The sequence below is a fragment of the Synechococcus sp. O70.2 genome, from assembly GCF_047462135.1.
Classification (GTDB): Bacteria; Cyanobacteriota; Cyanobacteriia; order Thermostichales; family Thermostichaceae; genus Thermostichus.
In genome coordinates this window covers 202,267-228,043 of the sequence record NZ_JANSIS010000003.1, presented here as the reverse complement: position 1 = coordinate 228,043, position 25,777 = coordinate 202,267, and the positions used below count along the sequence as shown (strand labels likewise).

Sequence of the window (25,777 nt, the reverse complement as noted above, 5' to 3'; positions counted from 1 at the left end):
GCTAGTTTATCAGGGGAAACCTTGGATAAAATGCTGCGCCTTACATCCCCACCTTCAAAGGCGGGGCCTTACGGCGCCTTTTGGTAGAAGGAGGGATCCCGTGCCCATCCTGGTCCTCAACGCCGGCTCCAGCAGCCTCAAATCCTCCCTCTTTGCAACCGTTGAGAGTACGGTGGAGACCACCCCCCTTTGGCAGGCGCAGGTGGACTTTGCCTACCAGCCCGACCAGGCCCTGATTCAAGTCCGACGGCAGGGCGGTCCCTGGGAGCCTTTTCCCGCCCTTTCCTCTCCCTCCGGCATTAGCGGTTTGGCTCCTCTCTTTCAAAGCCTCTGGCAAGGGGAGGGATCCCTGCTGGCAGGGCCGACTGAGATCAAAGCCATTGGCCACCGGGTGGTGCATGGGGGATCCCTCTACCACCAGCCCACCTTGATCACACCCGAGGTGGAACAGGCCATCGAACAGCTAAGCCCCCTGGCCCCAGCTCACAACCCCCCTGCTCTTGAGGGCATTCGCCTCATGCGCCAGCTATTGCCCGGGATCCCGCAGGTGGCGGTCTTCGACACTGCCTTCCATCAGCAGATGCCCCCGGCAGCCGCCCTTTATCCTCTTCCCTACGCCTGGGCCGAGCAAGGGATCCGCCGCTACGGCTTCCACGGCATCAACCACGAGTACTGTGCCCGCCGCGCCGCTGAGATCCTGGGCCGCCCCCTGGAAGAGCTGCAGCTCATTACCTGCCACCTAGGCAATGGCTGTTCCCTGGCAGCCATTCGCGGGGGCCGAAGCGTCGACACCACCATGGGCTATACCCCCCTAGAGGGCTTGATGATGGGATCCCGCTCCGGCTCGGTGGATCCGGGGATTTTGATCCATCAGTTGCGCCGGGGGATGAGTGTGGAGGAGCTAGACCGGATCTTGAACCGGGAATCGGGCCTGAAGGGCGTGTCTGGCCTGAGCGGCGACATGCGAGTTATCCTGGAAGCCATGCAGGCAGGCCATGCCCGTGCCGAGCTGGCCTTTAACCTCTTTATCCACCGCCTGCGCAGCCAGATCGGGGCCATGCTCATGAGCCTGGATCGGCTGGATGCGTTGGTCTTCTCTGGCGGCATCGGGGAAAACGCGGCGCCAGTACGGGCAGCGGCCTGCGCCAACCTGGGCTTTTTGGGGATTCAAATTGACCCGGTTCTCAATGCTGGATCCCCGCGCAACTGCGACATCAGCACCCACGACGCGCCAGTGCGGGTCCTGGTCATCTCAGCCCAGGAAGACTGGGCCATTGCCAGTGCCTGCCAAAGGCTCCTGCAAGGGGAATAAGCTGCTTCCAGCCAGGTTTTCTGATGCCCTAAACCTGAACTTCAAGGTAAGGAGAACCTATGCAGCCTGCGCAGCGCATGGACAGACAGATCCCCCTGCTGCTCCTGGGTGCTGTTTTGGCAGGGTGCGGGGAGACGACTGGCAGCAGCCCCCTGCCCCCACCGCCTCCCCTACCCCCTCCCTCCCTCACCATCACCGATCTTTCCCCGCGTGCTGTCCCTGTAGGGCAGACCCCCACCTTTGTCATCTCCTTCCGCGTCGAGGCTCCTGCCGGGATCCGCGGATCCAACGCTTTTTTGGCTACCGTCACCACCCCGCTAGGCAACTTCATCCCCCTGGGAGCTTTCGACGCTTCCCAAGTGCCCGGCTGCTTCGTCGGAGCCACTGCCTGTACGGTAACAGGGCTTACCCTGACCCAAAACCGCTTTACCGTCACCCAGACGGGATCCCATCAGCTTACCATCAGCGTTTTCGATCGCCAGGAGCGGCTGGGCAGCGGCAGCTTTACCTTTAGCGGCCTGCTCTAATCCAGCCTCTAGTGGTTGCCAGGCAAAACGCCGCGCCTCACCGCTGCGGACATTGACGAGGCTTTACTACTCTGAGGACAATTTCCAGGAGCCATAGAACGGCTGGAAGAAGGCTGAGGGCCGCAAAGCAGGGAACTAGTCCTGGCCAAGCTCCACCAACCGACAGCCCACCCAACCTTGAGAGAACTTGCCGTCCCAGCAGAAACCTTTGCAGGGCAGGGCCTTGCTGGTCAATGCTAGGCGGCAGTTTGACTTGCTAGCCTGAATGAAGGCTGCTGGCCGGACAGGTGCTAGATTGGCTCACCACCCATGGATACTCGCCTAATCAACATTGGCTTTGGCAACATCGTCGCCGCTGGGCGTGTGATTGCCATTCTTAGTCCCGAGTCAGCTCCCATCAAACGCATCATCAGCGATGCCCGCGAAAGAGGCCAGTTGATCGACGCAACCTACGGTCGCCGCACCCGCGCTGTCATCATCACCGACTCGGGACACGTCATCCTCTCGGCTATCCAGCCGGAAACCGTTGCCAATCGCTTCCTTACTGCCAAAGTCGGTGTGCCGGAGGAACTTGAGTAAAAGCCTCACAGGCAGCTTGCAAGGAGAGGAGTAAGATATCCTAAAGCAAACAAACAACCGTCCAGCCTTCCTCTGTCGATGGCTATGGCCGCCTCTCCTACCGTCCTCCCCTTGCCAGGTTCCCCTGAGGTTGGGCAGACTCAAGGAGCACCCCAATCTCTCACTCCTCGCGGTCGCCTAGTGGTTTTGACGGGGCCCAGTGGAGTGGGCAAAGGAACTTTGGTCAGCCACCTGCGCCAGCGCCACCCTGAGCTGTATCTTTCTGTCTCGGTCACTACCCGTCCCCCTCGTCCCGGTGAACAGGAAGGTGTCAACTACTACTTTCGCACTCGCGAGGAGTTTCTCAGGCTTGTTGAAGCCGGCGAGTTGCTAGAGTGGGCGCAGTATGCAGGCAACTTTTACGGCACCCCTCGCCAGATTGTCTTTGAAAAACTCAGCCAGGGACAGGATGTGCTGCTGGAAATTGAGCTGGCTGGAGCCCGCCAGGTGAGAAAACTGTGTCCAGAGGCCATTCGCATTTTCTTGTCCCCTCCTTCTCTGGAAGAGCTTGAACGCCGCATTCGCCAGCGCGGCCAAGATTCCGAAGACAGCATTGAACGTCGCCTGCAGCAGGCTCGCAAGGAATTGGAGGCCAAAGACGAATTCGACTACGTGATTGTTAACGACAACCTAGAGCGAGCTTTGCAGGAGCTAGAAGCTTTACTTTATCCCCCGTCTCTGGGGAAGAACCAGACGTAGTTAAGCCGCCGCAAGCCAAGGTCTACATTCGAAAAGCGCAAGCAGGCCTCAGCCCTAGGAGTGAAGCCGCCAAATCTTTACCCATCCCCTCGCAACGTCCTGCTGTCCTCAAACAGAACCTCGACGAAAACCCAAACTTGGCAGGAGGTACAGCGGTGGCGCTCGGCTTTGACAGGGGCGGCAGGAGAGCTGTATTCCTGCCTTGCCGGGAGTTGCTATCAGGCGGTGCGCCAGTAGGACGTTTGGCTTGGCAAAGCCTGCCTTGGTGCCAGACGGCAGAGAGAGGTTCTGTTGATGCTGGGCAGTTGGTTGTGGATTTTGGCGATGGGCTTTTTTGCCGGCCAGATCGTGGGCCGATTGGGGATGCCGCCGCTGCTAGGGATGATTCTGGTCGGGATCCTGTTGAGGGAAGTCTTGTCTCCAGAGGTGCTGGCAGCAGCCGGGGATCTGCGCCTGGTGGCTGTAGCGATCATCCTCATGAAAGCCGGCCTAGGGCTGGATCGCGAGAAGCTGGCCCAGCAGGGATCCGTGGCGCTGCGGCTAGGGTTTTTGCCGGCAGCCTGTGAGGCGGTGGCAGTAGCGCTCTTGAGCCGCTGGATCCTAGGGCTGGACTGGGAGACGGGGCTGCTTTTGGGGTGTGTGATTGGGGCAGAGTCGCCAGCGGTGATTGTGCCGGGGATGTTGCGCCTCAAAAGCCTGGGCTGGGGCGTGGCCAAAGGGATCCCGGATGCCATTCTCACCGGCAGTGCTCTTTCCGATGTACTGCTGCTGCTGGGCTTTAGCTTGTTGCTGAGCCTCTTGGGCCAGGGATCTACAGAAAACGTTCGCCTGTTGGGCTTGGAGCTGTCGCCGCTGCAGTGGCTGCCGTTCCAGGTGGGGATGGAGATCCTGCTGGGCGTGGCCATCGGCTACCTGGCGGCGCGGGTTTTGGTGGCGCTTTTGGTGCAGCAGAACTGGACCCGCAATAGCACGCAGGAGGTGTTGCTGGCAGCCTGCCTGGCGCTGGGCTTGGTGCTGGCGCCGCAGGTGTGGCCCTATTTTTCTGGCTACCTGGCGGTGATGGCCATGGGGTTTTTCCTCATCGAGCTGGATGGGCCGCTAGCGCGGCGGCTGCGGGTTGGGTTCGACGCCCTCTGGACAGTGGCGGAGATCGTGCTGTTTGTGCTCCTGGGAGCTTCCCTGGATCTGCAGGTGTTGGGATCCCTGATCCTGCCGGGTTTGTTGCTTCTGACCCTGAGCCTGCTGTTGGGTCGGGGCCTGGGTTGGTGGCTTTCTACCCTGGGAAGTAACTGGAACTGGCGGGAGCGGCTCTTTTTGCTGCCGGGTAACATGGCCAAGGCAACGGTGCAGGCAGCCATCGGCGGCATTCCCTTGGCCCAGGGGATCCCTGGCGGGGAGACGATCCTTGCTCTGGCGGCCTTGTCGATTTTGACCACGGCACCCCTAGGGGCTTGGCTAACTCAGGTTTGTGCCCCTCGGCTGTTGGAAAAGGGAGAGGTGGATCCCACCAAGGTGGGCAGCCAGGGCAGGGTTAGCTTTTTGGCAGCAGTGGACACCTCACCTTTAGCCGAGGCGGTGCTGCGCAAGGTGGCCGACTTGGCGCGTCGGGTGGATGGGGAAGTGATCGTGCTGCATGTAACGGACGAGCCGCAGGGGAAAGGAGTAGAGGAGCTGCAGCAGCTTACCCAGCGCTTGTTGGCAGATATTCGCCACCAGTTTTGCTTGGCTTCGGGGCCCCTGGCAGAGACCATCGTAACCCTAGCTCAAGAGCGGCAGGTAACCGACATAGTCATAGGCAAGCGGGGCCATCGCGGCTGGGAGCAAGTGCTGGTGGGATCCACTTCCCAAGCCGTGTTGGAAACCAGTCCGATTCCAGTCATTCTGGTAGAGCTTACTCGAAGTTCCTAGTTGGCTGGCAGCACCTCCTGAGGGCCAATTTCTGAGCAAAAGCTAGAGCAAGCTCCCGAGCAAGAGAATTCCTACCGACATCCTCTCCAGAAAGTTGTGAGATGACAGTCGGCAGAAACTCCAAAGGGATTAGGAAATAAGAATCCATCTCTTCCCGGCAAGTGTAAAGCACGCCCTCTGTTTCTGAGTAGGGCAACACCTGGCATCGTTAGGGCCATGAACAAGCATTTCCAAGCAAAATGCAGCTTTTCCTTTAGAGCCGCGCTCAATTGAAATGTTTCTAACGTCAACCCTATCGCCAAGAAACTCAGGCTCTATAAGGATGGTTTTTTCTTCACCGCCCAGCGACCCTGACAAGCTTATCCAGGATCCAGATCCTCCTTGATTTGTGGCTGCAATTACAATGGTATCCCGGAAGCCGTCATTGTTAAGGTCGGCACGTTTTATGTTTAGAATCTTTGCTACAAGAAAACCTTCCTGGAAAGGGCTAGAACCTCGTTGATATTTACCGTCTTGAAAGCGAACCTGCTCCACTTCTGGTGGAATGGCTACAAGATACTCAGCATTTAGGGCTGCTTGTCTGCTTACCTTTAACCTTACCAACGCAATGGCCACTAAGATCAAACAGCCACCCAGAAGACAGCAAACCAACTTGAAAATCGTCCTTTTGCGGGCCATTTCCTTGCTCCTTCAACCTAGATGGGCAGTGGGATAGGCTACCCCTACTCCTAATTCAAACCAGACAAGCCAAGAGCTTCAACGCCGTCCTACCCAAAAGACTAAGGATCCAGGAGTCAATTTGACAGGTTGCTCAAGGCGGCTTCTTCTTCCCAAGAGTCAGTTATGATCCTTTCCCTCTCCCTCACGGGAGCTACCCGACAATACCCTGAGATCCAAGCGATCCGTGGAGATTACTGCCCCTCACGCTCCCCTACCTCAAAAATCCTCTTCCGGAGGGGCCTGGGCTGTCGGTAGGCCGTAGCTCTCAGCAGTGGGCAGGTCGGAGGATCCCTCCAGGGCAGACAGATCTGCCGCTACCTCTTCGGGTGTGGCTAGGATCCCTTCCAAATCCACCAGCCTGCCGCTGAAATGCTCGGCAAAGCGGTGGGCCACCTCCACCAGCTCGTGGGTCAGGTCGTAGAAGGGTGGCCTTGCTGTTTGCGGGGCTGGAGCAGTGTTTTTGAGAGGGGGAGATGGGCTTGAGGGCTCCGCCTGACGGGGATCTGAGGCAGGAGAGCTGTTCCCCAGCTTTGAGGGAGAGAGCGGAGGTTGTGGAGCTTTATCCTGGGCCGAGGCTTGGCCAGCATGCCCCTCACGCGGTCGAGGCGGGCGCTGCACCACTAGCTTTAGCCGCACCGGGTGCTGCAGCAGGTTGTAAAGGGCGGAGCACACCTCGGCTTCTTTGCTGCGCACCTTGTCCACCAGGCCCTTGCTGGGGAAAGCAAGAGTGATCTCCAAAGTCTCTGCCCCGTTGAGGCGGACGAGGGTCTCTTGCTGCAACTGACCAGATCCCAACAAGGCTCTGGTAGTGGGAGAGAGGCCCTTGAGGAACTCCTCCCAGCGAGGCTGCAGCAGCTTGACAGGGGAAGCGACAGGCTCCGGATCGCGAGCTTTGGGCTCGGGTGTTGGCGGCGGGGAGGCGTTGGGAGAAGGGGAAAGGGGTTTCTGGAGGGCTGTTGCGGCAAGCTGAGGGCTCTGTCCTGCTGACGCGAGTGGCTCTTCGAGGGCTGGGGCAGCTTGGGCAACTTTCCCATCGAGGTTCCTCTCAGCAGCAGAGGGGCCGACAACAGCCCCAGGCGAGAGAGGAGGGAATGGATCGGCAGGGGAGAGCGGCTCGCCACCCTTGCTCTCTATTGGCGGCAGCGGGACGGCGCCCTGGCGCAGCTGGCCCAGCAGATCCAGAAGGGCAATTTCTAGCCAAAGCTGGGGTTGTCCGCTCTGGCGAATTTGGGGTTCGCAGTGGCGCAGGTGGCTCTGGGCCGCTAGCAGCATCTCCAGCGAGTAGCAAGGAGCCCGCTGTTGCAGGGCTGCCCAGGTGAGGTCCGTTACAGCCGCCAGCTGCCGTTGCTGTGGGGCCGTCTTGGCCAGGAGCAGATCCCGGTAGAAAGCCGCCAGGCTCTGCAGCACCACCAGGGGCTCTTTGCCTCGCTCCAGCAATTGCCGCGTTTGGGCCAGCACCCCCTCTACGTTCTGAGCCAGCAGAGCATCGGTCAAATCCAAAAGCTGCTGTTCCGGGATCCCCCCCACCAAGTCCCACACCGCTTCTGGAGTGATGGATCCCTCTAGCAAACTGAGCTGATCCAATAGCCGTTCGGCATCCCTTAGCCCGCCCTGGGCAAGTTGGGCCACTAGGTGCAAGGCTTCTGGTGTAATGGGGATCCCTTCCTGGGCGGCAATTTTGCCTAGGTGGGCCACCATCTCCTCTAGAGGAATGCGGCGGAAGTCAAACCGCTGACAGCGGGAAACGATGGTGGGCAGAACCCGCTGGGGGTCGGTGGTGGCTAGGACAAACACCACGCGGGGAGGCGGCTCCTCCAGAGTCTTCAGCAACGCATTGAAGGCCGCATTGCTGAGCATGTGGCATTCGTCAACCACATAGACCTTGTAGCGGCTATTTACTGGCGCAAACTGGGCCCGCTCGATCAGCTCGCGGATGTTGTCCACACCGGTGTTGCTGGCCGCGTCGATCTCCACCACATCGAGAGAAGAGCCGGCGGTGATGGCGCGGCACTGGCTGCACACCTGACAGGGATCCGGCGTTGGCCCCTGCTCGCAATTTAAGGACTTGGCCAGAATGCGGGCGCTGGAGGTTTTTCCGGTGCCCCGCGGCCCACAGAACAAATAAGCTGGCGCCACCCGCCCCAGCCGAATGGCATTGGCCAAAGTCTGCACGACTGCCCCTTGGCCCACCACCTCGGCAAAGCGCTGCGGGCGGTATTTCAGGTGCAGGGGCTCATAGCTGCCAGCGGCGGCCATTTCCCGGATCTCCAAGTAGGCAGCGCCTCGGCCGCGTCCTGGGGCTTGTGCGGCCAAGATGCTCTCCTATTCTGGCTGCTGAACTCTCAAGAGCGAGGTGAAGAGGGGGCTTCCTGGACCGGCAGAGCTTTTGGCGGCTCTTTGGGATCCCGGCGACCCCGGCCAAGGAGAGGGGGCAGGGGCAGCTTCCAGCTTGGCTTATCCAATTGATCCATGTCCTGCAGGCGGTAGCTGAGCTGGTACAGTTCCTGCTTAAGCCGGCGGTTTTCTGCCTGAATGGCGGCGATGCGCTCGCGGATGGGCTGCAGGCGGGCCTGCAACTTGCGCCGATAGAGTTGCGGCAGCTCTTGGAGGATCTGCTCCAACACTTGCTTTTCTTGGTAGAGTTGCTCAATCTCGGCCTCGTAGCTGCGAATCTGTCGGCGTTGCTTTTCTTGGCGCAACTCCAAAAGGTCAATCTGGCTTTGCAACAGGCGGTTACGCTCCTTCAGAGCCTGGATTTCCTGCTCTCGCGCGGCCAAAGCTTGCGCCCACCAGGACTCTGCCCTGCTATCCGGCTTGTTGCCGCCAGTCGTTGCTTGCATTGACTCTCCCTCAACCCACCATCCCCATCCGCTACTCTAGCCGGCCTGCTGGGGCGAGGCCAGAGGTTGCTGGGAAGCCAACGCTTGGTGCACCTGAGCTTCCAGGTCCGCCAGGGATCCAGAATTGTCCAGCACCACGTCAGCCCGACGGACTTTCTCCGCCAAAGGCCACTGGCTGGCCAGGCGAGCTTCGATTTCTGCCGGTGTCAGGAGGGGATCCCGCAAGGCCAGGCGCTGCCGCTGCTGCTCAGGGGTACAGATCACCACCCAGATCTCGCTGGCCCAGTTTTCCATGCCCGCTTCAAAGAGGAGAGGGATCATGAGGCAGAGGGCTGGAGGGACATTCCCTAGAGACCGTTGGCAACTGGGCTGAGCCTCAGCCGCCCTGTGGAACTCGAGAAACTCCCGCAGCCGCGCTTTGACAAACGGGTGGATCTGCGCCTCTAGCCAGGCCCGCTCGGCGGCATCGGCAAAGACAATCCGCCCCAACTTTCGGCGATCCAGCTCTCCCGAGGGATCCTGAATGGCCTGGCCGTAGCGCTGCAGGACCCGCTCGCGGATGGGGGATCCCAGCGCCAAGGCCTGGCGGGCTATTTGATCCGCATCGGCCACTGGGATCCCCTGGCGTTCCAAGATGCGGGCTACCGTGGATTTGCCGGTAGCAATGCCGCCCGTCAGGCCAATAATTCTCATGGAAGTTGAAGAACTCCCTTCAAGGCGAGGCTAGTTGGGCAGAGGGTGGGGAAAAGCAAGGTTTTGCCAGGAGGCTGTACTCAAAGCCTTCCACCAAGGCCCGGCAGGAGGCTTCGATGATGTTGGTGGAAACTCCTACCGTGGTCCAGCGGCGATGGCCGTCGCTAAACTCCACCAGCACCCGCGTTTTGGCAGAAGTACCCGCCTGGCCGTCCAGAATCCGCACCTTGTAGTCGGTGAGGTGAATGGCTTCCAGTTGCGGGTAAAACTCCAGCAAGGCCTTGCGCAGCGCCCCATCCAGGGCCGCCACCGGCCCATTGCCTTCGGCTGCTGTTACCCGCGTCTGCCCCTGCACGGCAATCTTCACCGCTGCTAGGGACTGCACCTCGGTTGCCTCACCGCTGGGATCCCAGTCTCTGCTGCTCCAGTCCGAGCGAGTGGTGGCGCTGACATGGAAGCTAAGCACCTCAAAGGGGTGGGAGCGCTGCCCCAACAGGCCCCGCACCAACAGCTCAAAGCTGGCCTCGGCCGCCTCAAACTGGTAGCCCTGCAGCTCCAGAGTTTTCAGCCGCTCCAAAATCAAGCGCGCCCGGGGATCCGACTTGTCCAGCCGGATCCCAAAGCCAGCCACCTTGCTGAGGATATTGCTCAACCCCGCCTGATCCGAAACGACGATGCGCCGGCAGTTGCCCACCTGCTCCGGGGCAATGTGCTCGTAGGTCAGGGGGTTCTTCTGAACAGCGCTGACGTGGATCCCACCCTTGTGGGCAAAGGCGGATCGGCCCACGAAAGGAGCATGGTCGTCCGGGGCCAGGTTGACCACCTCACTGATGGCGCGGGAGATCTCTGTTAGGTGTTGCAGCTTTCCCTCGGGCAGACAGCGGTAGCCTAGCTTGAGTTGTAAGTTGGGGATAACGCTGCACAGGTCGGCGTTGCCACAGCGCTCCCCATAGCCGTTAATGGTGCCCTGCACCATGCGCGCCCCCGCCTGGACTGCCGCTAGAGCATTGGCCACGGCCGTGCCGGAGTCGTTGTGGGTGTGGATCCCCAAAGGCAAATGCCCCAGGTGATGGGATTCCGCCAAGACGGCTGCCGTGATGGCGGCAATCTCGTGGGGCAGGGATCCGCCGTTGGTATCGCAGAGAACCAGCCACTCCGCCCCGGCCTCTGCTGCTGCCACCAGGGTTTGCAGGGCGTAGTCGGGGTTGTGGCGGTAGGCGTCAAACCAGTGCTCGGCATCGTAGATCACCCGCCGCCCCTGGGAGCGCAGGTAGGTGATGGTGTCGCGGATCATGGCCAGGTTCTCGGCCAAGGTGGTGCCCAGCCCCTCCGTAACATGGAGATCCCAGGACTTGCCAAAGACCGTCACGTAACGGGTGCCCGCTGCCAAGATGGCCTGCAGCAGGGGATCCTCGGCTGCCCGCCGCCCCGGCTTGCGAGTGGAACAAAAGGCCACCAGCTCCGCCTGCTCCAGGGGCTCTTCCCGCATCTGCCAGAAAAATTGCACGTCTTTGGGATTGGCCCCTGGCCAACCGCCTTCGATGAAAGGGATGCCCAGGCGATCCAGCAGCTTGGCAATTTGCACCTTATCTTGCACCGACAGGGACAACCCCTCCCGCTGCGCCCCGTCCCGCAGCGTCGTGTCGTAGAGGGTGACGGCAACCGGAGAATTGGCGTCAGTCTTCATACCGCATCAGCTTTTTGTAAAAGGCGGTGGTGAAACTCGGCGGCTGACCCCGCTGCACCGCCGCTACCACATCGATGAGGTAGTCCACAAACTCATAGTTGGCTAGGGAGACCTGATAGGTTAGCTCCAGGTCTTGATCGAAAATTACCTGCACTGCCGTTAGATCAGAGGGCAGAGGCGATACAGGCCAACTGGCCAAGAAAGAGACGGGCCTGTCTCCTTCGATGGGCCGCTGCCCTTCTAGGCTGCCCTTTTTGTAGAGACCCACCGCCAGCGGCAGGTACTGCCGGCGGGCGACGGCGTAATAGGGCTGATAGAGGGCCACCTCTGCGGAGCTAGCAGGTTCAAGCTGAAGAGTCATGGGCAGAAGATCCAGAGAAGAAGCAAGGATCTCTCTGCCATCCAGCCTACCGCCTCAGTGGCCCACTGGCCTAGAGAGATTGCCCGCTCACTGCCTTGCCTTTGAGGCAGAAGCGTTGGAAAGTCAGAAAATTCTAGGAAACAATGGAAGAGGAATATCTGCCCCGCTCTAGCCCAGACCCTACGGACTCCCTAGCCTCATGGACGTACCTCTTGGCTCTGCCACCCCCTTGCTGGAGCTAGACCCCGTCCTACAGTACAAGTTTCAGCAGCTTGTCCAGATCTTCGCCGAAATGGGGCGGGTCGTGGTGGCCTACTCGGGAGGGATCGATAGCAGCCTGGTGGCCAAGCTGGCCTGGGATCACTTGGGGGAGGGGGCTCTGGCCGTTACCGCCGCTTCCCCGGCGCTTTTGCCCGAAGACCTGGAGGAGGCCATCTGGCAAGCCCAGTACCTCGGCATTCGCCACCAGGTCATCCAGACCCAGGAGCTGCAAGATCCCCGCTATGCTGCCAATCCCCCTAACCGCTGTTACTTCTGCAAAAGTTACTTGCACGACACGCTGCTCCAGCTGGCTAAAACTCAGGGATACGACCACGTGGTCGATGGCCTCAACGCCGACGATCTGGCTGACTACCGGCCAGGGGTGCAAGCAGCTCGGGAGCGTGGTGTGCGATCCCCTTTGGCGGAGGTGGGGATGAGCAAGCTGGAGGTGCGGCAGTTGTCTCGCCACTTGGGTCTGCCCTGGTGGGATAAGCCGGCCCAACCCTGCCTCAGTTCCCGCTTTCCCTACGGCGAGGTCATCACTGCCGAGAAGCTGCGGCGGGTGGGATTGGCTGAGCGCTATCTGCGCAGCTTGGGCTGGCGAGAGGTGCGAGTGCGCTCGGAAAAAGATACTGCCCGCATTGAACTGCCCCCCCACCAGATCCTGGAGTTCGTGCAAAAAACTGACCTGGCAGCGCTGGTTAAAACCCTGCAATCGTTCGGCTATCTCTACGTCAGCCTCGATCTGGAGGGCTACCGCAGCGGCAAGCTCAACCGCGCCCTCAACCCTCCCCAACCTGGTAGCTTAGGCTGAAGCGTTGCACAGGTTTGGGGAGCATGAAAGGGTTTTGGTGGCTCTGGCTTTGCTTGGGGGTGCTTGGTCTGGCAACGGCTGCTCCTACCTCAGCCCAGGGGGAGAAAGGCCAGGTGGCGGCCGCCCAGGCGGGGGATACGACTGCCCTCGACGCCCTTGCGGATCGCACGTTACGGCTGCGCTCCGACCGTCAAACCTTCGACCAGCGGGCGCAGGTTTTCCTGGCTGAGGGCAACGTGGAGATGCGGCTGGGCCGCTCGGTGCTGCGGGCAGACCGCCTGCGCATCGAGCTGCAGCAGCGGCGAGCCGTGGCCGAGGGCAACGTCTCCATTGAGTTGGATCAGCAGCGCATCCAGGGATCCCGGCTGGAGTACGACTTTGAACGGGAGCAGGGCTTTTTGGAAGAGGCTTTTGGGCAGGTGGATATTGGCCAGTTGCAGGCCAGCGGCTCTCCGCTGCCCCTCTCGCCTCAGCGGCTGGTGCGCTTTCGCGCTACCCGCATTCGCTTCGATGCCAACAACTGGGAAGGAGAAGAGGTGCGGCTGACCAATGACCCCCTCGATCCGCCGGAGCTGGAGATCCGCAGCCCGCGGGTGACCTCTACCTTGCAGGCGGATGGTTCCAGCCTGTTGATTGCCGAAGCTGGCCAATTGGCTTTCGACCAAGTCTTTTTTCTGCCCCTGCCCCTGCGGCTGCGCTTTGACTCCTTGAACCGCCAGCCTCCGGTCAGCCTGTTCTACGACGATTTCGACCGGAAGGAACTGCGGCGGGGCCTAATCCTGCAGGCCAACATTGAGCTGCTGCAGGAGCCCCATCTCAGCTTGGTGTTTTCCCCGCAGCTCTATCCCCAACGCCTCTGGGGGAGCCTCCAAGGAATCCGCGATGGAGTCGGGCTGCGAGCGGAGTTGCGCTGGCGGCAGCCGCGTGCCCAAACCTTGCTGTTTGCCGAGCTCCGCGGGATCGTCTTTGAGGAATTTGCCCGGCGCTTGCGGGCGCAGGTCGAACACCGCGTTACCACCGGCAACGGCGGCCAAGTCACCTACACCTATGCCTATCGGGAGCGTTTTTTCAGCGGGCGCCTGGGTTTCCAGATTGTGGAGAATCGCTTTGGCGCCAGCTACAGCTCGCCCACCCTTCGCCTTGGCAACACCGGCTTGGATTTCAGCTACCGCATAGCCGCCGACTACCTCGACGCCCTGGGACAACTTGGCAATATCGACACCGATCCCGCTCTGGCCCTGGCCAGAACCACCGAGCGCATCCAGCTTGCTCGGCTGCAACTAGGAGCAACCCTAACTCGCTCTTTTCCCCTCTGGCGGCCCTCCAAGACAACCTCAGATCCGCCGCCCCGCTTTTCCGCTTTGCCCATTGAACAGGGGATCTGGCTCAACACCGGCGTCAGCAGCAGCCAGTCGTTTTACTCCGATGGCCGCGCCCAAAGCTACACTGCTGGCAGTATCGGCCTCGACGCCGTGCTCGGGGCTTTTGTGGCCGATACCTTCGACTACACCAGCCTGAGGGTAACCTACTCCAACGGTTTTTTGGCGGGAGCCTCGCCCTTTTTGTTTGACCGCATCACCACGCGGGAGCAGCTGGTCTTAGGCTTCCTGCAACAGCTGTATGGCCCGCTGCGGGTGGGGGCTGAAACCACCCTGGACTTACAGTCAGGCCAGCAGGTGGACCTTACCTATCGCCTGGGTTACGACCGCCGCACCTACGGTCTTAGCTTGCACTACAACCCGGTTCGCCAGTCAGGGGCTCTGGAGCTACGGGTAGAAGGCCTGAACTGGGATCCCAGCCCACCTCAGCCAAGCTCAGCGACCGGCTCGAGCCTCAATGGGCCCTGATTCCAAAGTGTAATCTCGACTACTAATACCTAAGGGTTTTCTATGGCAATTGCGCCGCTTCGAGAAGGGATCCCTGCCTAAATCCGTCCTGCCTCCGAAGGGAGTCTTGGATCAAATTGGATCAAACGGTAAGATAAAATACAGATAGGACTTATTTTTGTCAATCGGGATCGCCGTATCGCAGACTACTGCAGTGATCTCCAAGCGGTGCTAGCCTGGATGACAGGCTGAGCAAGGCAAGCTAGTGAGCTAATTATGCAAACCCTCGATGCGATCCCGGCAAAAAAACAAGCGGAGCGAATAACCTGCAGCTACATCAATGCAACCAGCTCCATTCAAGTGGTTCGCATCACAAATATCGAAAACTGGTACTTTGAGCGGGTGGTATTTCCTGGGCAGCGGTTGCTGTTTGAGGCGCTACCAGGAGCCAAGCTGGAGATCCACACGGGCATGATGGCCAGCTCCATCTTGACGGATACCATCCCCTGCGAAAAGCTGCGCGTACGAGAAACGGAGCCGGTGACAGTGGTTGCGTAGGTCTCCAAGCCGCAGAGCAGAACCTAGGGCTTTTGGCTTTGCCGCTTCTCCTCTTCCCCTGTGGGGGTAGGGGAGGGTTGGGGTGAGGGGCGAGGCTTGGGCGGCAACGAGATATCCAGGAAACGCGCGCTTAACCGCACCGGGCTGATCTCACGCCGTTGCGGCGGCCACAGGAGTCCCAGCCAGCGAGCCGTGATCTCCAAAAGGCCAGGGAGCGGCGTTGGCGTAGGGGTAGGCATGGGTGGTGGGGTGGGGTAAAGATCCAAGCGCGGCGGGCGGGGAGTGCTGACGCGAAAAGCGTTGGGAGGCGGCTGCGTCAGGGGTACATTCGGATCCCCGCACCCCAACAAGCCTAGCCCACCAGCCAGCAGGAGGAGAGCCAGCCGTGCCGTGTTTCCGTTTAGCAAGGGCTTGAGCATAAGCTAGCAAGATGCCAGAGCGCCGATCCGAGCTTGCAGACCTGCTTCCAGCGCCGAGAGGTGGCGGGCCATGGTTACGTAGCGGTTAGCCGTCAAGTTTTTGGCGACAAACTGCTCCACCAGTTGCTGATCCCGGGCAACGATTTGGTTGAGGTACTGAGCTACGGAGGTTTGCGGATTCTCGATTAAAGCTCTGCACACCTGCAGAGCCATCACCAGTTGGGCCCGCACCTGCAAAAAGAGCGACTGGATATACTTCTGTTCGGCCTCACTGAGTTGGCGAAAATCTTGCCAATAGTGGCTCCCCCTCCCGCGATTGTTGCAGCTCTTGCACCCAGCGGTTGTATTCTTTAACCTTGCAGGCGAGATCGCTGGCAAACTCCATGATCTCGGCAGGGCTATTCAGGAGATGGGCCTCTTGCCAGCGCTGACGAATGCGACGCAGGTTTTGCCGCAACTCCAGGAGAACCCAGAGCAACCCCAGAAAGACCACTCCCAGCAACAGGACGGCCACTGCATAGAGCAGCCAATAACCGGGATCCCGAACTCCCAGGAGGATCACCAAAGCAATCACCAGCAGGCAGAGGGCCAGCATGACCCAAAACCGCAGTTGTTGCTGTTCAGGACGCAGGTACTCTGCCCTTAGGCCAAAAGCCTCACAGCAGGCCTCCAGAGCTGCCTCCATGATCTGGCGAAACTCCTCTGCAGAGATTGGCTCGGCGGTAATCTAGAAGACCCTCCTGACCGGCGTGACCAGCTCCTCAGGATTTGCCTTGCCAATTGCGCGCCGCTTCCGTACTCTCTGGCAGCGGCTCTAGCACCTCGCTGGCGGGAACCACCATCAACCCATAGCCCCCTGCGCGACAAAAATCGACGATCTCCTGCGTGTCGAAGCGCTCGGCCACAGGCTTGGGCAGCCCCTGCTGAGCCAGCCTCTGGGCATACTTTTTCGCTCCAAAGAGGCTCTCAAAGGCAATGACAATGTCCTGGCCCCCAATTTGGCGGGTGCAGATCCCTTCTTGACCGTTGGCTTGGTACAGCAGCACGATCACTTGGGGGGGCAGCCCTTCCGAGCTCACCCCAGACAGTCCCGTCTCCGCCTGGGATCCATTGCCCAACAACACATCCCGCGCCTCGTTGAGCCGCGCCAGCCGAGCCTCCAGCAAGGGTCTTTGTCGCTCGTCGTCCAGCTCAAGAAGAGCGGCGCTGAGAGCTTGGTATTCCCGAAACCATTTCCTCCGGATTTCCTGTTCGCTGGCATCTGGCGGTAGATTGAGCACCTGGAGAGCCTCAGTAGTATCCATTGATCTGCTCCGCTAGAGTGTCCTCTATCATCGTCTAGACTAGCCGCTCTGAGGATCTCGGGAGGGGAACTTGGGCGTCGACAAAGCTTAGGGGGCAAATCTCGGCAGCCAAGGGTTTTTGCCGAAGAACAGTGGCCTTGAGGCCACACCACGTTTTTCGAGGAAATCCCTGCTGAGCCCAAAGCACAGACTAGGCTAGCAGAAGCCATGGCACCGCCAGAGAGAGCCTCCGCTATCTGCCGACCCCAAGGGATCCGGGAACTAGCTGGTATTGAACACCTGGGGTGGCCGGGCAAAGTAGGGCTCAATAAGCGCACACCACCGAATAAAGTTTTCCGATTGCCGGAAGGTAACCAGATGAGCCTCCAGGGATAGTAGATATTGCTGGGGGTGCTCCAGACAGCGCTACAGTTGGTGCTGCCGTCATAGACAAAAGCTTGGCCGATGGCGGCTTCAAAAGCAGCTTCCGAGCCTGGAGTGACCTCAAGCTGAACCACCTCCAGAACAGGAGCAGTGTTCATAGGCTACGTGTGCAGGCCACACTCGGTTTTGGCCATACCCTTCCACCGACCAGAGCGGGGATCCGCGCCTGGCTCCACTGGGGCTGTACAGGGCATACAGCCAATGCTGGGGTAGTTGCGGTCGTGGAGAGGGTTGTAGGGGATCCCGTGGTCGAGGATGTACTTCCACACCTGGCCGCTTGTCCAGTCGGCGAGGGGGTTGAGCTTGAGGCGGTTGCGCTTGCTATCCCACTGCACCTTGCCAATGTTGGCGCGGGTAGGAGCCTGTTCCCGACGCATTCCCGTAATCCAGGTGGTGCAATTGGCCAGAGCGCGGTGCAGGGGCTCCACCTTGCGGAGGTGGCAGCAAAGGTCGGGGTTGGTGCGGTACAGTTCTGGCCCGTGTTGCGCCGCCTGCTCTTCCGGTGTCAGCAGAGGCTTAAAGACCTCCAGTTGCAAATGGGGATAGCGGGCCAGCACCTGTTGTTGCAGTTGTAGGGTTTCGGGGAAGTGAAAATCGGTATCCAGGAAAAAGGCGCGCACCTGCGGGCGAATAGCAGTGAGCAAATCAATCAACACCAGGTCTTCTGGGCCAAAGCTGCAGGCAAGTACCAGCCCATCCCCGAACTCAGATACAGCCCAGGCCAGCAAGTCGCTTGCGGAAAGGGGCTCAAAGCGTTCGCTCAGGGCAGCTACCTGGGGCTGATACCGCTTTTGCACCTCCTGGGCTGCCTGTTCCCAGTGGGTAGAGGAAGAAAGGGTTGCACTCATAGGGAGAGACGCCGAGTCCAGCTGCTTTGCCTTCTTAATCTACACTAATTCGGTCGAGCTTTAGGACTTTTATCGAGCTGCAACAGGTAGCAGGGTAGATCGAGCTCCTCTGGCGCGCAGGGGGATCTCTCCCCAGCGATCCCGACGTCTCCCCATCAGGAAACCATGCCAGAGCGGTCTGGGTCCTGGCTCCGGTAGGTGAACCCAGTGGTAGCGCAGGATCCCTCGCCGGGGGTTCAAATCCACCTCGAACAGCCGCAGTGCCGAGACTGGCCCCACCAGGGGAGGGGCTGTCAGGTAGGGGATCCCATCTCGTACATGGACTTTCGGCACATGTAGATGCCCACTCAACACTGCCACCACCCGTCCATGGTCAGCCAAGAGAGCATGGAGGGCGGCAGCTGCCTGCTTCTGGAGCTGGTAGTTGCGGAACACAACCGCGTCCATTTGGGTGGGGGAGATAAAAGGCGGCTGGTGGATTAACAAGATTAGCCATTCTTCTGAAACTGCTTGCAGATGTTCGCCCAGCCAATGCAGTTGCGAGGGGCGCAGCACCCCCTGGGGCAGGGGAAAAGGTCCCAGGCTGGCGTCAAGGGCAATGAGGCGAATCCCGGGCAGAGGAGAAAGGCTGTAATCGACATAGCCCGTGGGAGCCGGAAAGAGGGGAAATTGGCTTTGGCACCAGCGGATAAATTGTTCTCGGTCGAAGCGCCCCTTTCTTTGCAGGGTGTCGACATCGTGGTTGCCAAGACTGAGGTAGTAGGGCATCCGCAGCTGGGCAAGAATCTCCCGGAATAGCTCAAAGCTTTCTGGATCTGCCTGATCCACCAAGTCGCCGGTAAACACGACAAAGTCCAGATCCGGCACCTGGTTGAGATGGGCAACGGCTGCTTCCAACTGGCGGCGAGGTGAATCGGACATCCACCACCAGCGGCATGCCGTCTCCGGCATCAGATGAATGTCTGAGACCTGCGCAAAACGAATCCGTTCCGTGGCCATTGCCTAGGTACTTATTCACACCTCACGCCCGCATCATAGTTAATAACTTGCCCAGGAGCTATTGACTTTTCTTAGCCTCCTCTTTCAGCAGGAGAGAGGAGGTGGCAATAGGCAGGCTGCCGCCACTTGGACAGCCAGGCGTGAGTTTGATTCTCGTTTCAGCCTCGTTGTCCAACAACCGCTAGGGTATAGAGACGCGGATCTTCGAAAAGAAGGAGAAAAACCCATGTCTAGCACCCTTGTTCGCTGCGCCTGCGAGCACTGCAACTGCAGCTTCGAGAGCAGCCAAGGCTATCGCTACGAAGGCCAGCTCTACTGCAGCCAAGCTTGTGCTACTCACGACCATGACCACCCCTCCCCTTGCTGCATAGCCGCCCACTGCTGTCAATAGCAACTCGACAGGGATCCGAACCTAGACCCTTTTTGATACGCTCCTAAGGAGCTCTATCCCTAGCCAGCTTGCATGGAGTACCGCTGGGATCTGCTGCCCACTCCGCCTCAGTTTGACCCAGAGCTGAGCCGGGAATACGGCAAGTACGCGGCCAAGGTGCTAGCCTTGCGCGGGCTGCACAGCCGGGAACAGGTGCGGGCTTTCGTGGATCCCAGCTTCTATTCCCCCACCCCGCCGGAATCCCTGCCGGATCTGGAGCGGGCAGTGCGGCGGCTACTGGAGGCCAGGGAAAAAGGAGAAGCCCTCTGCATTTGGGGGGACTTTGACTGCGATGGCGTCACCAGCACCAGTCTTTTGCTCTCGGCGTTACAACCCTTGGGCTTCCAAGTCCAGTTCACCCTACCGCTGCGCAGCCGCGAGGGACATGGGCTCAATGCCCAGCGGCTCCAGCAGGTGCTGGCTCAGGGTTGCCAAGTACTTCTAACGGTGGACTGCGGCATCGGCAATGCTGCCGAGATTGCCCTGGCCCAAGCCCGAGGGGTGGACGTGATCGTGATGGATCACCACGCCCTGCCAGATCCCTTGCCCCCTGCCTATGCGGTAGTCAACCCTTTGCGCCTGCCGGAGGAGCACCCCCTGCGCTTCCTGCCAGGGGTGGGGGTGGCCTACAAGCTAGCGGAGGCCCTCTATCAAGCGCTGGGAATTCCTGGCGTCGAGGAGCACCTAGATCTGGTGGCGGTGGGGATCGTGGCCGATGTTGCCGTGTTACAGCGGGAGTGTCGCTACCTAGTACAGCGGGGGTTGCCCGTGCTGGCCAAGACGCAGCGTCCAGGGCTGCGGGCTCTTTTGGATTGGGTGAGCAACTGCCCATCCCCAGGAGCGCTAACAGCTCAGGACATTGCCTTTCGCCTTGCTCCCCAGCTGAACGCCATTGGCCGCTTGGAAGACGCTAGGCTAGCAGTGGAGCTGCTGACCACCTCGGATCCGCAGCGGGCTCAGACGCTGGTGAAGCATTTCGTCGCCCTCAGCGAAGAGTGTCGGCAGCTCACCCAACAGGTGCTACAGGAAGCCAGGCAGCAGGTGGAAAGCCTCGATCTGGCACGAGAGCGAGCCATCGTCTTGGCCAGCAGTGGCTGGAACCCAGGGGTTTTGGGAGTTGCGGCGGCCCGCTTGGCGGAGGAATACCGTTGCCCAACGGTGTTGATTGCCAAAGACGAGAGCACAGGGCTGGGCTATGGGTCAGGCCGCTCGATTCCAGGGGTAAACCTGCTAGAGGCCCTTGAGGCGGTGCGTCCTCTCCTGCGACGAGGAGGGGGACACCCCATGGCCGCGGGGATCCAACTCGATCTAGCTTGCCTGGCCGCTGTGCAGCTGACATTGCGGCGGGAGCTAGCGGCGCGGGTTAGCCCGGATCAGCAAGCTCGCGCCCTGGCGGTGGAGATTCTCCTCGACTGGACTCTGCTGGCCTCTCAGGGCCGGGATGGGGTGGCGGAGCTAGACGAGGTGTATCGGCAGTTGCAGCTTCTACAGCCCTTTGGGCACGGCAACCCCAACCCCATCGTAGCCCTGATGAACTTCCGCCCCACTAAATCCACTCTAAGAGCCTCTGGGGATGGCCGCCATCTCAGGTTTGAGCTCAAAGGTAGGGCGGGATCCCGTACCCTCTGGTTTTGGGGAGCTGGCGAAGAGCCGGAACAGTGGCAAAACTGCCCAGCTGTGGACATTGCCCTGCGGTTGGAAGCCGACAGCAAAGAGCCCTGGCGAGGTACAGTGCTGGCGGTGCGTCCCTCTGGCAACTGGCAGGCCCCTGCTGTTTCGGCCCCTCGCCTCCAAATCCAAGACTACCGGCAACGCCCCCTGCCGGATTCTTTGGAGAAAGCCCTCTACTACACTGGGCAACCTCTTCCTCTTAGGCAGCCGTTGCCCCCCTCAGCTAAAACAACTCTTGTACTGGCCTGCTGGCCCTGGTTGCCGGCAGATTTGGCCCAACTACTGCAGCAGGTGCAGCCGCAAACCCTGATCCTGGCTGCTTCTGCCCACTCCTGGGATCGCCTCCCTCAGCAACTTGCCCAACTGCGAGAACTAGGGCAGGCAAAACCCTGGGATCCCGCTGCCCTGGCGGCAGCTACTGGCCTGCCCCAGCAGTGGCTAGAAGCCCTGGAGGGATCGGAACAGATCTCCACCGGGCTGCTCAGCCGGATCCGCGAATCCCAGGCCTTCCACCGCTGGCTAGACGAGGCTAGCCCAGCCCAGATTGCCCAGCTGTGTCAACGGCTGCTGCAACCGGATCCCGTGCCGCTGGCTTTTTCCCCCGCCTGAGCTAAGGTACCCTTTGAGAACACCTCAGCAGGGCATGCGCTGCCCTACCCTTGTTCCCTGTCCCTGGGGTGCTCGCCGAGGAGGATTAGGCAATTTTGTCGTTGTTCAAGACGCAGCAGTTGACCTGATCCAGGCACACCTTTCCCCATTGCAGCGCCCATCGCACCAAAGCAACCCGGTTTGACGTTCGCGTCTTGCTCAAAATGTTGCTGATGTGGTTATCGACCGTGCGCTTGCTGATTTCCAAGCGCTTTGCAATGTCCTGATTGGTCATGCCAGCCGCAACCAACTCCAGGACCTGCAGTTCCCGTTCCGACAGCAGATCCGCGCAATGGTAGTCTGCGCCCATGCCCAACGCCTGAGGTACGAACTGTAAGGATTACCTAGAGTCATTCTAGGGGATCGCCTCCCCAATGGATAATCCGTGAGTTGAGCTTTTTAGACCCTGTCGACGAAAGGGAAAGGGGCCAGCCGTCTTTTGCTTTACAAGGCATCGGGGTGCTGGCGGGGCAATTCCACCTGAACCCACAGCCCACCGGTTTGCGGATGATTGCGCAAGCGGATCGTACCCCCATGGAGTTCCACAATCTGGCGCACAATGGCCAAGCCAAGGCCAGTGCCGCCTTTGCTGCGGGCCCGCGCCGCGTCGGTGCGGTAGAAGGGTTGAAAGACCAGCTCAAATTGATCCTCCGGCAGGCCGGGGCCGTGGTCGTACACCTCCAGCCGCACTTGGGATCCCTCCTCGGAGAGGCTCACGTGGATAGGAGAACCAGGCCCGCCATATTTGACGGCATTATCCAAGAGGTTGAGGATGAGGCGATAGAGGCGTTGCTCATCTCCCCAGAGATAGAGGGGAGAGGAGCTGCTTAGGTGCAGTTCCTGGTGGCGGGGCTTGGCTAGCGGTTCTAGACTCTGCCAGGCTTCTCGCACCAAGGCGGCTAGATCTACCCAGCGCCATTGGGAGCGGGATCCGGCCCCCAAGTTGAGAGCGCTCAGTTCCAGCAAGTCTTGCACCAGCTGGCTGAGGCGCAGCGTCTCATTTAGCAGTCGTTCCACCCAAACCGCTTGCGCGGCATCGACTCGGCTTTGCAGAGTTTCCGCCAGGAGACGAATCGAGGTGAGGGGAGTCTTCAGCTCGTGGGCCACGTCCGAGGCCCAGCGATCCCGTTGTTGCGCCAGCAGCGTGGCCTCTAGGCGGTCTTCCAAAAAGATGGCCACATGGGCCTGGGGCAGGGGCAGCCCCCAAGCCCGCAGCGGAACCGGTTTGTCCTCGCCACCGGGAGGGTAGAAGACCCATTCGCGGCTCTGGACGGAAGCGCCAGCTTCCTGGCAGCGGGTGGCTTCGATGAGCTGATCCAACTCGTAGGAGCGCACCCACTCCAGCAAAAGCTTGATGCCCGGCTGCCAGTGGCTAATGCGCAGCAGGCGCTGGGCGGCAGGATTACACTCTAGCACCACGTTGTTCTCGTCCACCCGCAAATATCCCCAGGGCAGACGCTGGCTGAGATACTGCCAGTCCAGGAGATACTGTCTTTGGCTAGCCTGCTCCAGTTCTTGTTGGCGAAGGTGGCGGCTAAGCCGGCTGAGCATCTGTTCAGGCGGCTGCAGCGGCAGGGCCAGGTGCATCAGGGATCCCAACTCTTGCAGTTGGCGGCTGAAGCGGCGTCGACTCTGCCAGCACAAGATCAGCATGCCGACAAGGCCAATGCTTAACCCAATGAGGATCCCGCCTTCCACTCCCATGAGCCCACCCCCTTTGCCGCCATTGTCGCCCAGGGATGAGGGAGTGAACGGATACGGGTCCTGCCTCCCTAGCGGCGGTGCACCATCGTCGTGGTGGCCTGGTCGGTGGGCACGAGCAAGACTTCGCTTAGGTTGACGTGGGGGGGACGAGTGACGGCAAATAGCACCACCTCGGCCACATCCATCGCCGTCAAGGGGGTGAGGCCCCGATAGACCGCCGCCGCCCGCTCGCAGTCGCCGCGGAAGCGCACCTGGCTAAACTCGGTTTCCACCAAGCCGGGCTGGATCTCGGTAACGCGAATGGGGGTGCCGAGCAGATCCAGCTTCAGCCCCTCGGAGATGGCCCGCACGGCCGCTTTGGAGGCACAGTAGACAGCGCCGCCAGGGTAGGTCTGCCGACCAGCAATCGAGCCAATGTTGACCACGTGGCCCCGGCCCCGCTCCACCATCCCGGGCAAGACGGCGCGGGTAACATACAGCAAGCCCTTAATGTTGGTATCGATCATCTCCTCCCAATCTTGCACAGCGCCGCTGTAGAGCTTGTCCAAGCCGCGGCTAAGGCCGGCGTTGTTGATCAAAATGTCGATCTCGGCCCAGGCCGGCGGCAAAGACTGCAGCGCCTGCTGCACGGCTGCCCTATCCCGCACATCCAAAGTCAGCAGGTAGGAGGAAGTGCCGTAGGCCTGCTGCAATTCTGTGGCCAGCGCCTGCAGCCGCTCCTGACGGCGGGCTACTAGGATTAGCTTGGCTCCAGAACGGGCAAAAAGCTTGGCACAGGCTGCGCCGATTCCGCTGCTGGCGCCGGTGATGAGCACAATCGCGTTTTCCAGCATAGTCGGCTTGCCCAAAGAGGGGTGCTGGGATCCCTGCCCAACGCCTTGGTTTAACCCCTTCCCTTCTCCGATTGGCTGCCTATCCTCTACTCAGCCCCCCCTTGGGTGATGCGCAGGATCCCATACCCAAGCGCCACGCCCGCCAACGTCAAAACCAGAGAAATTCCCGCAATGGTCAAGATCTCGCTAGCCATGGATTTGCCTTCGATGAAGTGCAGTGTCCTTGTCTTAGGATATCGGATTTTGCTCCTGAACCTTACCAGCAGCGAGGTAGCCTCTCTCAAGCGCAAGAGAGCTGCCAAGGTTGCGCTTTGTAAAGTTCACGGTTACCTCAGACTTGCTAAGAGCGGGTTCCCTGCCTCTATAATGAGAAGCAATTTACAAGTCTTTACTGGCCTGGGCTAAGCAAGGCCAAGGACGGTGAAACCTGTCCGCTGGCTCTGAGGTAGCTTGCCACGAGCCCTGTGGCTTCTCGAGAAGTTCCAGGGTTTGAGTTTTTATACCTAGGCCGCGGTCTTGCCTCTAGGAGGCGAAGTTTGTAGCTTCACTAGCGTTCTCATCTTTAACTAAGGAGAAGATCGTCCTATGACCATAGCAGTGGGACGCGTACGCCAGGAGCGAGGATGGTTTGACGTCGTCGACGACTGGCTCAAGCGCGACAGATTTGTCTTCATCGGTTGGTCAGGGCTGCTCATGTTCCCCTGCGCCTACCTGGCCCTGGGCGGCTGGCTGACCGGCACTACCTTCGTAACTTCCTGGTACACCCACGGCCTGGCCAGCTCCTACCTGGAGGGGTGCAACTTTTTGACGGTGGCCGTTTCCACCCCAGCCGATAGCATGGGGCACAGCTTGCTCCTGCTCTGGGGTCCAGAAGCCCAGGGGAACTTCACCCGCTGGTGTCAAATTGGCGGCCTGTGGACCTTTGTGGCCTTCCACGGCGCCCTGGGCTTGGTTGGCTTCATGCTGCGGCAGTTTGAAATTGCCCGTTTGGTGGGGGTGCGGCCCTACAACGCCATTGCCTTCAGCGCGCCAATTGCCGTGTTTGTAAGCGTGTTTTTGATTTACCCCCTGGGACAGAGCAGTTGGTTTTTCGCTCCCAGCTTTGGGGTAGCCGCCATCTTCCGCTTCTTGCTGTTTTTCCAAGGGTTCCACAACTGGACGCTGAACCCCTTCCACATGATGGGAGTAGCTGGCGTTCTGGGTGGAGCGCTGCTGTGTGCTATCCACGGGGCAACGGTGGAGAATACCCTCTACAAGGATGGGGAGGCAGCAAGCACGTTCCGGGCTTTTGAGCCGACGCAGGCGGAAGAGACCTACTCCATGGTGACGGCAAACCGCTACTGGAGCCAGATTTTTGGGATAGCGTTCTCCAACAAGCGGTGGCTGCACTTCTTCATGTTGTTTGTGCCGGTAACCGGATTGTGGATGTCGAGCATTGGGGTAGTGGGGTTGGCGCTGAACCTGCGGGCGTATGAGTTTATCAGTCAGGAGACGCGGGCGGCGGAAGACCCCGAGTTTGAGACGTTCTACACGAAGAACATCCTGCTCAACGAGGGGATCCGGGCCTGGATGGCGCCTCAGGACCAGCCGCATGAGCACTTTGAGTTCCCTGAGGAAGTCCTCCCCCGCGGCAACGCCCTCTAATCTACCCAGTTAGCTGTAATTGAGCGCCTG

Annotated in this window: 27 protein-coding genes; 11 read left to right on the top strand and 16 right to left on the bottom strand. The window is 60.2% G+C overall.

Going from position 1 to position 25,777, the window contains the following annotated elements:
* The first annotated feature begins 100 nt into the window (after positions 1–100).
* The 5 genes from NW812_RS05475 (at position 101) to NW812_RS05455 (ending at position 5,064) form a co-directional block, all read left to right on the top strand.
* Positions 101–1,312: an acetate kinase gene (locus NW812_RS05475; protein WP_414394810.1), complete on the top strand. Its 1,212-nt coding sequence runs from the start codon at positions 101–103 to the stop codon at positions 1,310–1,312.
* A 59-nt stretch (positions 1,313–1,371) separates the two neighbouring features.
* Positions 1,372–1,839, top strand: coding sequence for a hypothetical protein (locus NW812_RS05470; RefSeq protein ID WP_414394809.1), 468 nt, complete (start codon positions 1,372–1,374; stop codon positions 1,837–1,839).
* 309 nt (positions 1,840–2,148) lie between these two features.
* A complete protein-coding gene (gene remA / locus NW812_RS05465; protein WP_414394807.1) occupies positions 2,149–2,418 on the top strand; it encodes an extracellular matrix/biofilm regulator RemA in 270 nt (89 codons plus the stop codon).
* An 84-nt stretch (positions 2,419–2,502) separates the two neighbouring features.
* Positions 2,503–3,156, top strand: coding sequence for a guanylate kinase (gene gmk / locus NW812_RS05460; RefSeq protein WP_414394806.1), 654 nt, complete (start codon positions 2,503–2,505; stop codon positions 3,154–3,156).
* 294 nt (positions 3,157–3,450) lie between these two features.
* Complete coding sequence (locus NW812_RS05455) at positions 3,451–5,064, top strand: cation:proton antiporter (RefSeq protein ID WP_414394804.1); 1,614 nt, start codon at positions 3,451–3,453, stop codon at positions 5,062–5,064.
* A gap of 129 nt (positions 5,065–5,193) precedes the next feature.
* Here NW812_RS05455 and NW812_RS05450 read toward each other — a convergent pair whose 3' ends face one another.
* The 6 genes from NW812_RS05450 to ebsA all read right to left on the bottom strand — a co-directional run bounded on the left by NW812_RS05450 (position 5,194) and on the right by ebsA (position 11,365).
* On the bottom strand, positions 5,194–5,742 hold the full coding sequence (locus NW812_RS05450; RefSeq protein ID WP_414394802.1) for a hypothetical protein: 549 nt from the start codon (positions 5,740–5,742) through the stop codon (positions 5,194–5,196).
* A 258-nt stretch (positions 5,743–6,000) separates the two neighbouring features.
* The gene (locus NW812_RS05445) at positions 6,001–8,040 is read right to left on the bottom strand and encodes a DNA polymerase III subunit gamma/tau (protein WP_414394819.1); all 2,040 of its coding nucleotides are present in this window, start codon (positions 8,038–8,040) and stop codon (positions 6,001–6,003) included.
* An 86-nt stretch (positions 8,041–8,126) separates the two neighbouring features.
* A complete protein-coding gene (locus NW812_RS05440; RefSeq protein ID WP_414394800.1) occupies positions 8,127–8,624 on the bottom strand; it encodes a hypothetical protein in 498 nt (165 codons plus the stop codon).
* 36 nt (positions 8,625–8,660) lie between these two features.
* Complete coding sequence (gene coaE, locus NW812_RS05435) at positions 8,661–9,317, bottom strand: dephospho-CoA kinase (protein WP_414394798.1); 657 nt, start codon at positions 9,315–9,317, stop codon at positions 8,661–8,663.
* Between the two features lie 19 nt (positions 9,318–9,336).
* Positions 9,337–11,004 (bottom strand): citramalate synthase, encoded by a 1,668-nt coding sequence (cimA, locus tag NW812_RS05430; RefSeq protein WP_414394797.1) that lies wholly within the window; start codon positions 11,002–11,004, stop codon positions 9,337–9,339.
* Positions 10,994–11,365, bottom strand: coding sequence for a type IV pilus biogenesis protein EbsA (gene ebsA / locus NW812_RS05425; RefSeq protein WP_414394795.1), 372 nt, complete (start codon positions 11,363–11,365; stop codon positions 10,994–10,996). Before ebsA ends, cimA begins: the two co-directional genes overlap by 11 nt.
* A gap of 199 nt (positions 11,366–11,564) precedes the next feature.
* On the opposite strand from ebsA, the gene larE reads away from it, so the two are divergent.
* From larE to NW812_RS05410, 3 genes are all read left to right on the top strand, one after another.
* On the top strand, positions 11,565–12,440 hold the full coding sequence (gene larE / locus NW812_RS05420) for an ATP-dependent sacrificial sulfur transferase LarE (protein WP_414394794.1): 876 nt from the start codon (positions 11,565–11,567) through the stop codon (positions 12,438–12,440).
* Between the two features lie 23 nt (positions 12,441–12,463).
* Entirely contained in the window at positions 12,464–14,287 is a 1,824-nt protein-coding gene (locus NW812_RS05415; RefSeq protein ID WP_414394792.1) for a DUF3769 domain-containing protein, read from the top strand.
* Positions 14,288–14,542: 255 nt separating this feature from the next.
* A complete protein-coding gene (locus tag NW812_RS05410) occupies positions 14,543–14,824 on the top strand; it encodes a DUF1830 domain-containing protein (protein ID WP_414394791.1) in 282 nt (93 codons plus the stop codon).
* Between the two features lie 23 nt (positions 14,825–14,847).
* Here the strand turns inward: NW812_RS05410 and NW812_RS05405 are convergent, their stop codons facing one another.
* The 6 genes from NW812_RS05405 to NW812_RS05380 form a co-directional block, all read right to left on the bottom strand.
* Positions 14,848–15,243, bottom strand: coding sequence for a hypothetical protein (locus NW812_RS05405; protein WP_414394789.1), 396 nt, complete (start codon positions 15,241–15,243; stop codon positions 14,848–14,850).
* Between the two features lie 3 nt (positions 15,244–15,246).
* Positions 15,247–15,474: a hypothetical protein gene (locus NW812_RS05400; RefSeq protein ID WP_414394787.1), complete on the bottom strand. Its 228-nt coding sequence runs from the start codon at positions 15,472–15,474 to the stop codon at positions 15,247–15,249.
* Between the two features lie 37 nt (positions 15,475–15,511).
* Positions 15,512–15,928 (bottom strand): hypothetical protein, encoded by a 417-nt coding sequence (locus tag NW812_RS05395; protein WP_414394785.1) that lies wholly within the window; start codon positions 15,926–15,928, stop codon positions 15,512–15,514.
* A 76-nt stretch (positions 15,929–16,004) separates the two neighbouring features.
* Complete coding sequence (locus NW812_RS05390; RefSeq protein WP_414394784.1) at positions 16,005–16,547, bottom strand: DUF3110 domain-containing protein; 543 nt, start codon at positions 16,545–16,547, stop codon at positions 16,005–16,007.
* Positions 16,548–17,071: 524 nt separating this feature from the next.
* On the bottom strand, positions 17,072–17,818 hold the full coding sequence (locus NW812_RS05385; protein WP_414394782.1) for a phosphoadenylyl-sulfate reductase: 747 nt from the start codon (positions 17,816–17,818) through the stop codon (positions 17,072–17,074).
* 69 nt (positions 17,819–17,887) lie between these two features.
* Positions 17,888–18,817, bottom strand: a complete 930-nt coding sequence (locus NW812_RS05380) for a metallophosphoesterase family protein (protein WP_414394781.1) — start codon at positions 18,815–18,817, stop codon at positions 17,888–17,890.
* A 226-nt stretch (positions 18,818–19,043) separates the two neighbouring features.
* Here NW812_RS05380 and NW812_RS05375 point away from each other — a divergent pair, with 226 nt between their 5' ends.
* Both NW812_RS05375 and recJ read left to right on the top strand, forming a co-directional pair.
* Entirely contained in the window at positions 19,044–19,208 is a 165-nt protein-coding gene (locus tag NW812_RS05375; RefSeq protein ID WP_414394779.1) for a conjugal transfer protein TrbI, read from the top strand.
* Between the two features lie 72 nt (positions 19,209–19,280).
* On the top strand, positions 19,281–21,527 hold the full coding sequence (gene recJ / locus NW812_RS05370) for a single-stranded-DNA-specific exonuclease RecJ (protein ID WP_414394778.1): 2,247 nt from the start codon (positions 19,281–19,283) through the stop codon (positions 21,525–21,527).
* An 85-nt stretch (positions 21,528–21,612) separates the two neighbouring features.
* On the opposite strand, the gene NW812_RS05365 is transcribed toward recJ, so the two are convergent.
* The 4 genes from NW812_RS05365 to NW812_RS05350 form a co-directional block, all read right to left on the bottom strand.
* A complete protein-coding gene (locus NW812_RS05365) occupies positions 21,613–21,876 on the bottom strand; it encodes a helix-turn-helix domain-containing protein (protein WP_414394776.1) in 264 nt (87 codons plus the stop codon).
* A 134-nt stretch (positions 21,877–22,010) separates the two neighbouring features.
* Positions 22,011–23,270 carry a sensor histidine kinase gene (locus tag NW812_RS05360; protein ID WP_414394775.1) on the bottom strand — a complete coding sequence of 420 codons (1,260 nt, stop codon included), beginning with the start codon at positions 23,268–23,270 and terminating at the stop codon, positions 22,011–22,013.
* A 68-nt stretch (positions 23,271–23,338) separates the two neighbouring features.
* Entirely contained in the window at positions 23,339–24,103 is a 765-nt protein-coding gene (locus NW812_RS05355; protein WP_414394774.1) for an SDR family oxidoreductase, read from the bottom strand.
* 86 nt (positions 24,104–24,189) lie between these two features.
* Positions 24,190–24,297 (bottom strand): PetM family cytochrome b6-f complex subunit 7, encoded by a 108-nt coding sequence (locus tag NW812_RS05350; protein ID WP_414394772.1) that lies wholly within the window; start codon positions 24,295–24,297, stop codon positions 24,190–24,192.
* A gap of 391 nt (positions 24,298–24,688) precedes the next feature.
* Here NW812_RS05350 and psbD point away from each other — a divergent pair, with 391 nt between their 5' ends.
* Complete coding sequence (gene psbD / locus NW812_RS05345) at positions 24,689–25,747, top strand: photosystem II D2 protein (photosystem q(a) protein) (protein WP_414394770.1); 1,059 nt, start codon at positions 24,689–24,691, stop codon at positions 25,745–25,747.
* Positions 25,748–25,777: the final 30 nt, after the last annotated feature.

Bases quoted from the DNA above. Each gene is read 5' to 3' on its own strand.
- NW812_RS05390 (WP_414394784.1), bottom strand. From the start codon at position 16,547: ATGGATACTACTGAGGCTCTCCAGGTGCTCAATCTACCGCCAGATGCC.
- NW812_RS05455 (WP_414394804.1), top strand. From the start codon at position 3,451: ATGCTGGGCAGTTGGTTGTGGATTTTGGCGATGGGCTTTTTTGCCGGC.
- NW812_RS05355 (WP_414394774.1), bottom strand. From the start codon at position 24,103: ATGCTGGAAAACGCGATTGTGCTCATCACCGGCGCCAGCAGCGGAATC.
- gmk (WP_414394806.1), top strand. From the start codon at position 2,503: ATGGCCGCCTCTCCTACCGTCCTCCCCTTGCCAGGTTCCCCTGAGGTT.
- NW812_RS05415 (WP_414394792.1), top strand. From the start codon at position 12,464: ATGAAAGGGTTTTGGTGGCTCTGGCTTTGCTTGGGGGTGCTTGGTCTG.
- NW812_RS05395 (WP_414394785.1), bottom strand. From the start codon at position 15,928: ATGGAGGCAGCTCTGGAGGCCTGCTGTGAGGCTTTTGGCCTAAGGGCA.
- NW812_RS05375 (WP_414394779.1), top strand. From the start codon at position 19,044: ATGTCTAGCACCCTTGTTCGCTGCGCCTGCGAGCACTGCAACTGCAGC.
- NW812_RS05470 (WP_414394809.1), top strand. From the start codon at position 1,372: ATGCAGCCTGCGCAGCGCATGGACAGACAGATCCCCCTGCTGCTCCTG.
- NW812_RS05380 (WP_414394781.1), bottom strand. From the start codon at position 18,817: ATGGCCACGGAACGGATTCGTTTTGCGCAGGTCTCAGACATTCATCTG.
- recJ (WP_414394778.1), top strand. From the start codon at position 19,281: ATGGAGTACCGCTGGGATCTGCTGCCCACTCCGCCTCAGTTTGACCCA.
- psbD (WP_414394770.1), top strand. From the start codon at position 24,689: ATGACCATAGCAGTGGGACGCGTACGCCAGGAGCGAGGATGGTTTGAC.
- coaE (WP_414394798.1), bottom strand. From the start codon at position 9,317: ATGAGAATTATTGGCCTGACGGGCGGCATTGCTACCGGCAAATCCACG.
- ebsA (WP_414394795.1), bottom strand. From the start codon at position 11,365: ATGACTCTTCAGCTTGAACCTGCTAGCTCCGCAGAGGTGGCCCTCTAT.
- remA (WP_414394807.1), top strand. From the start codon at position 2,149: ATGGATACTCGCCTAATCAACATTGGCTTTGGCAACATCGTCGCCGCT.
- NW812_RS05385 (WP_414394782.1), bottom strand. From the start codon at position 17,818: ATGAGTGCAACCCTTTCTTCCTCTACCCACTGGGAACAGGCAGCCCAG.
- NW812_RS05405 (WP_414394789.1), bottom strand. From the start codon at position 15,243: ATGCTCAAGCCCTTGCTAAACGGAAACACGGCACGGCTGGCTCTCCTC.
- NW812_RS05440 (WP_414394800.1), bottom strand. From the start codon at position 8,624: ATGCAAGCAACGACTGGCGGCAACAAGCCGGATAGCAGGGCAGAGTCC.
- NW812_RS05365 (WP_414394776.1), bottom strand. From the start codon at position 21,876: ATGGGCGCAGACTACCATTGCGCGGATCTGCTGTCGGAACGGGAACTG.
- NW812_RS05410 (WP_414394791.1), top strand. From the start codon at position 14,543: ATGCAAACCCTCGATGCGATCCCGGCAAAAAAACAAGCGGAGCGAATA.
- NW812_RS05350 (WP_414394772.1), bottom strand. From the start codon at position 24,297: ATGGCTAGCGAGATCTTGACCATTGCGGGAATTTCTCTGGTTTTGACG.
- larE (WP_414394794.1), top strand. From the start codon at position 11,565: ATGGACGTACCTCTTGGCTCTGCCACCCCCTTGCTGGAGCTAGACCCC.
- cimA (WP_414394797.1), bottom strand. From the start codon at position 11,004: ATGAAGACTGACGCCAATTCTCCGGTTGCCGTCACCCTCTACGACACG.
- NW812_RS05360 (WP_414394775.1), bottom strand. From the start codon at position 23,270: ATGGGAGTGGAAGGCGGGATCCTCATTGGGTTAAGCATTGGCCTTGTC.
- NW812_RS05445 (WP_414394819.1), bottom strand. From the start codon at position 8,040: ATGGCCGCCGCTGGCAGCTATGAGCCCCTGCACCTGAAATACCGCCCG.
- NW812_RS05450 (WP_414394802.1), bottom strand. From the start codon at position 5,742: ATGGCCCGCAAAAGGACGATTTTCAAGTTGGTTTGCTGTCTTCTGGGT.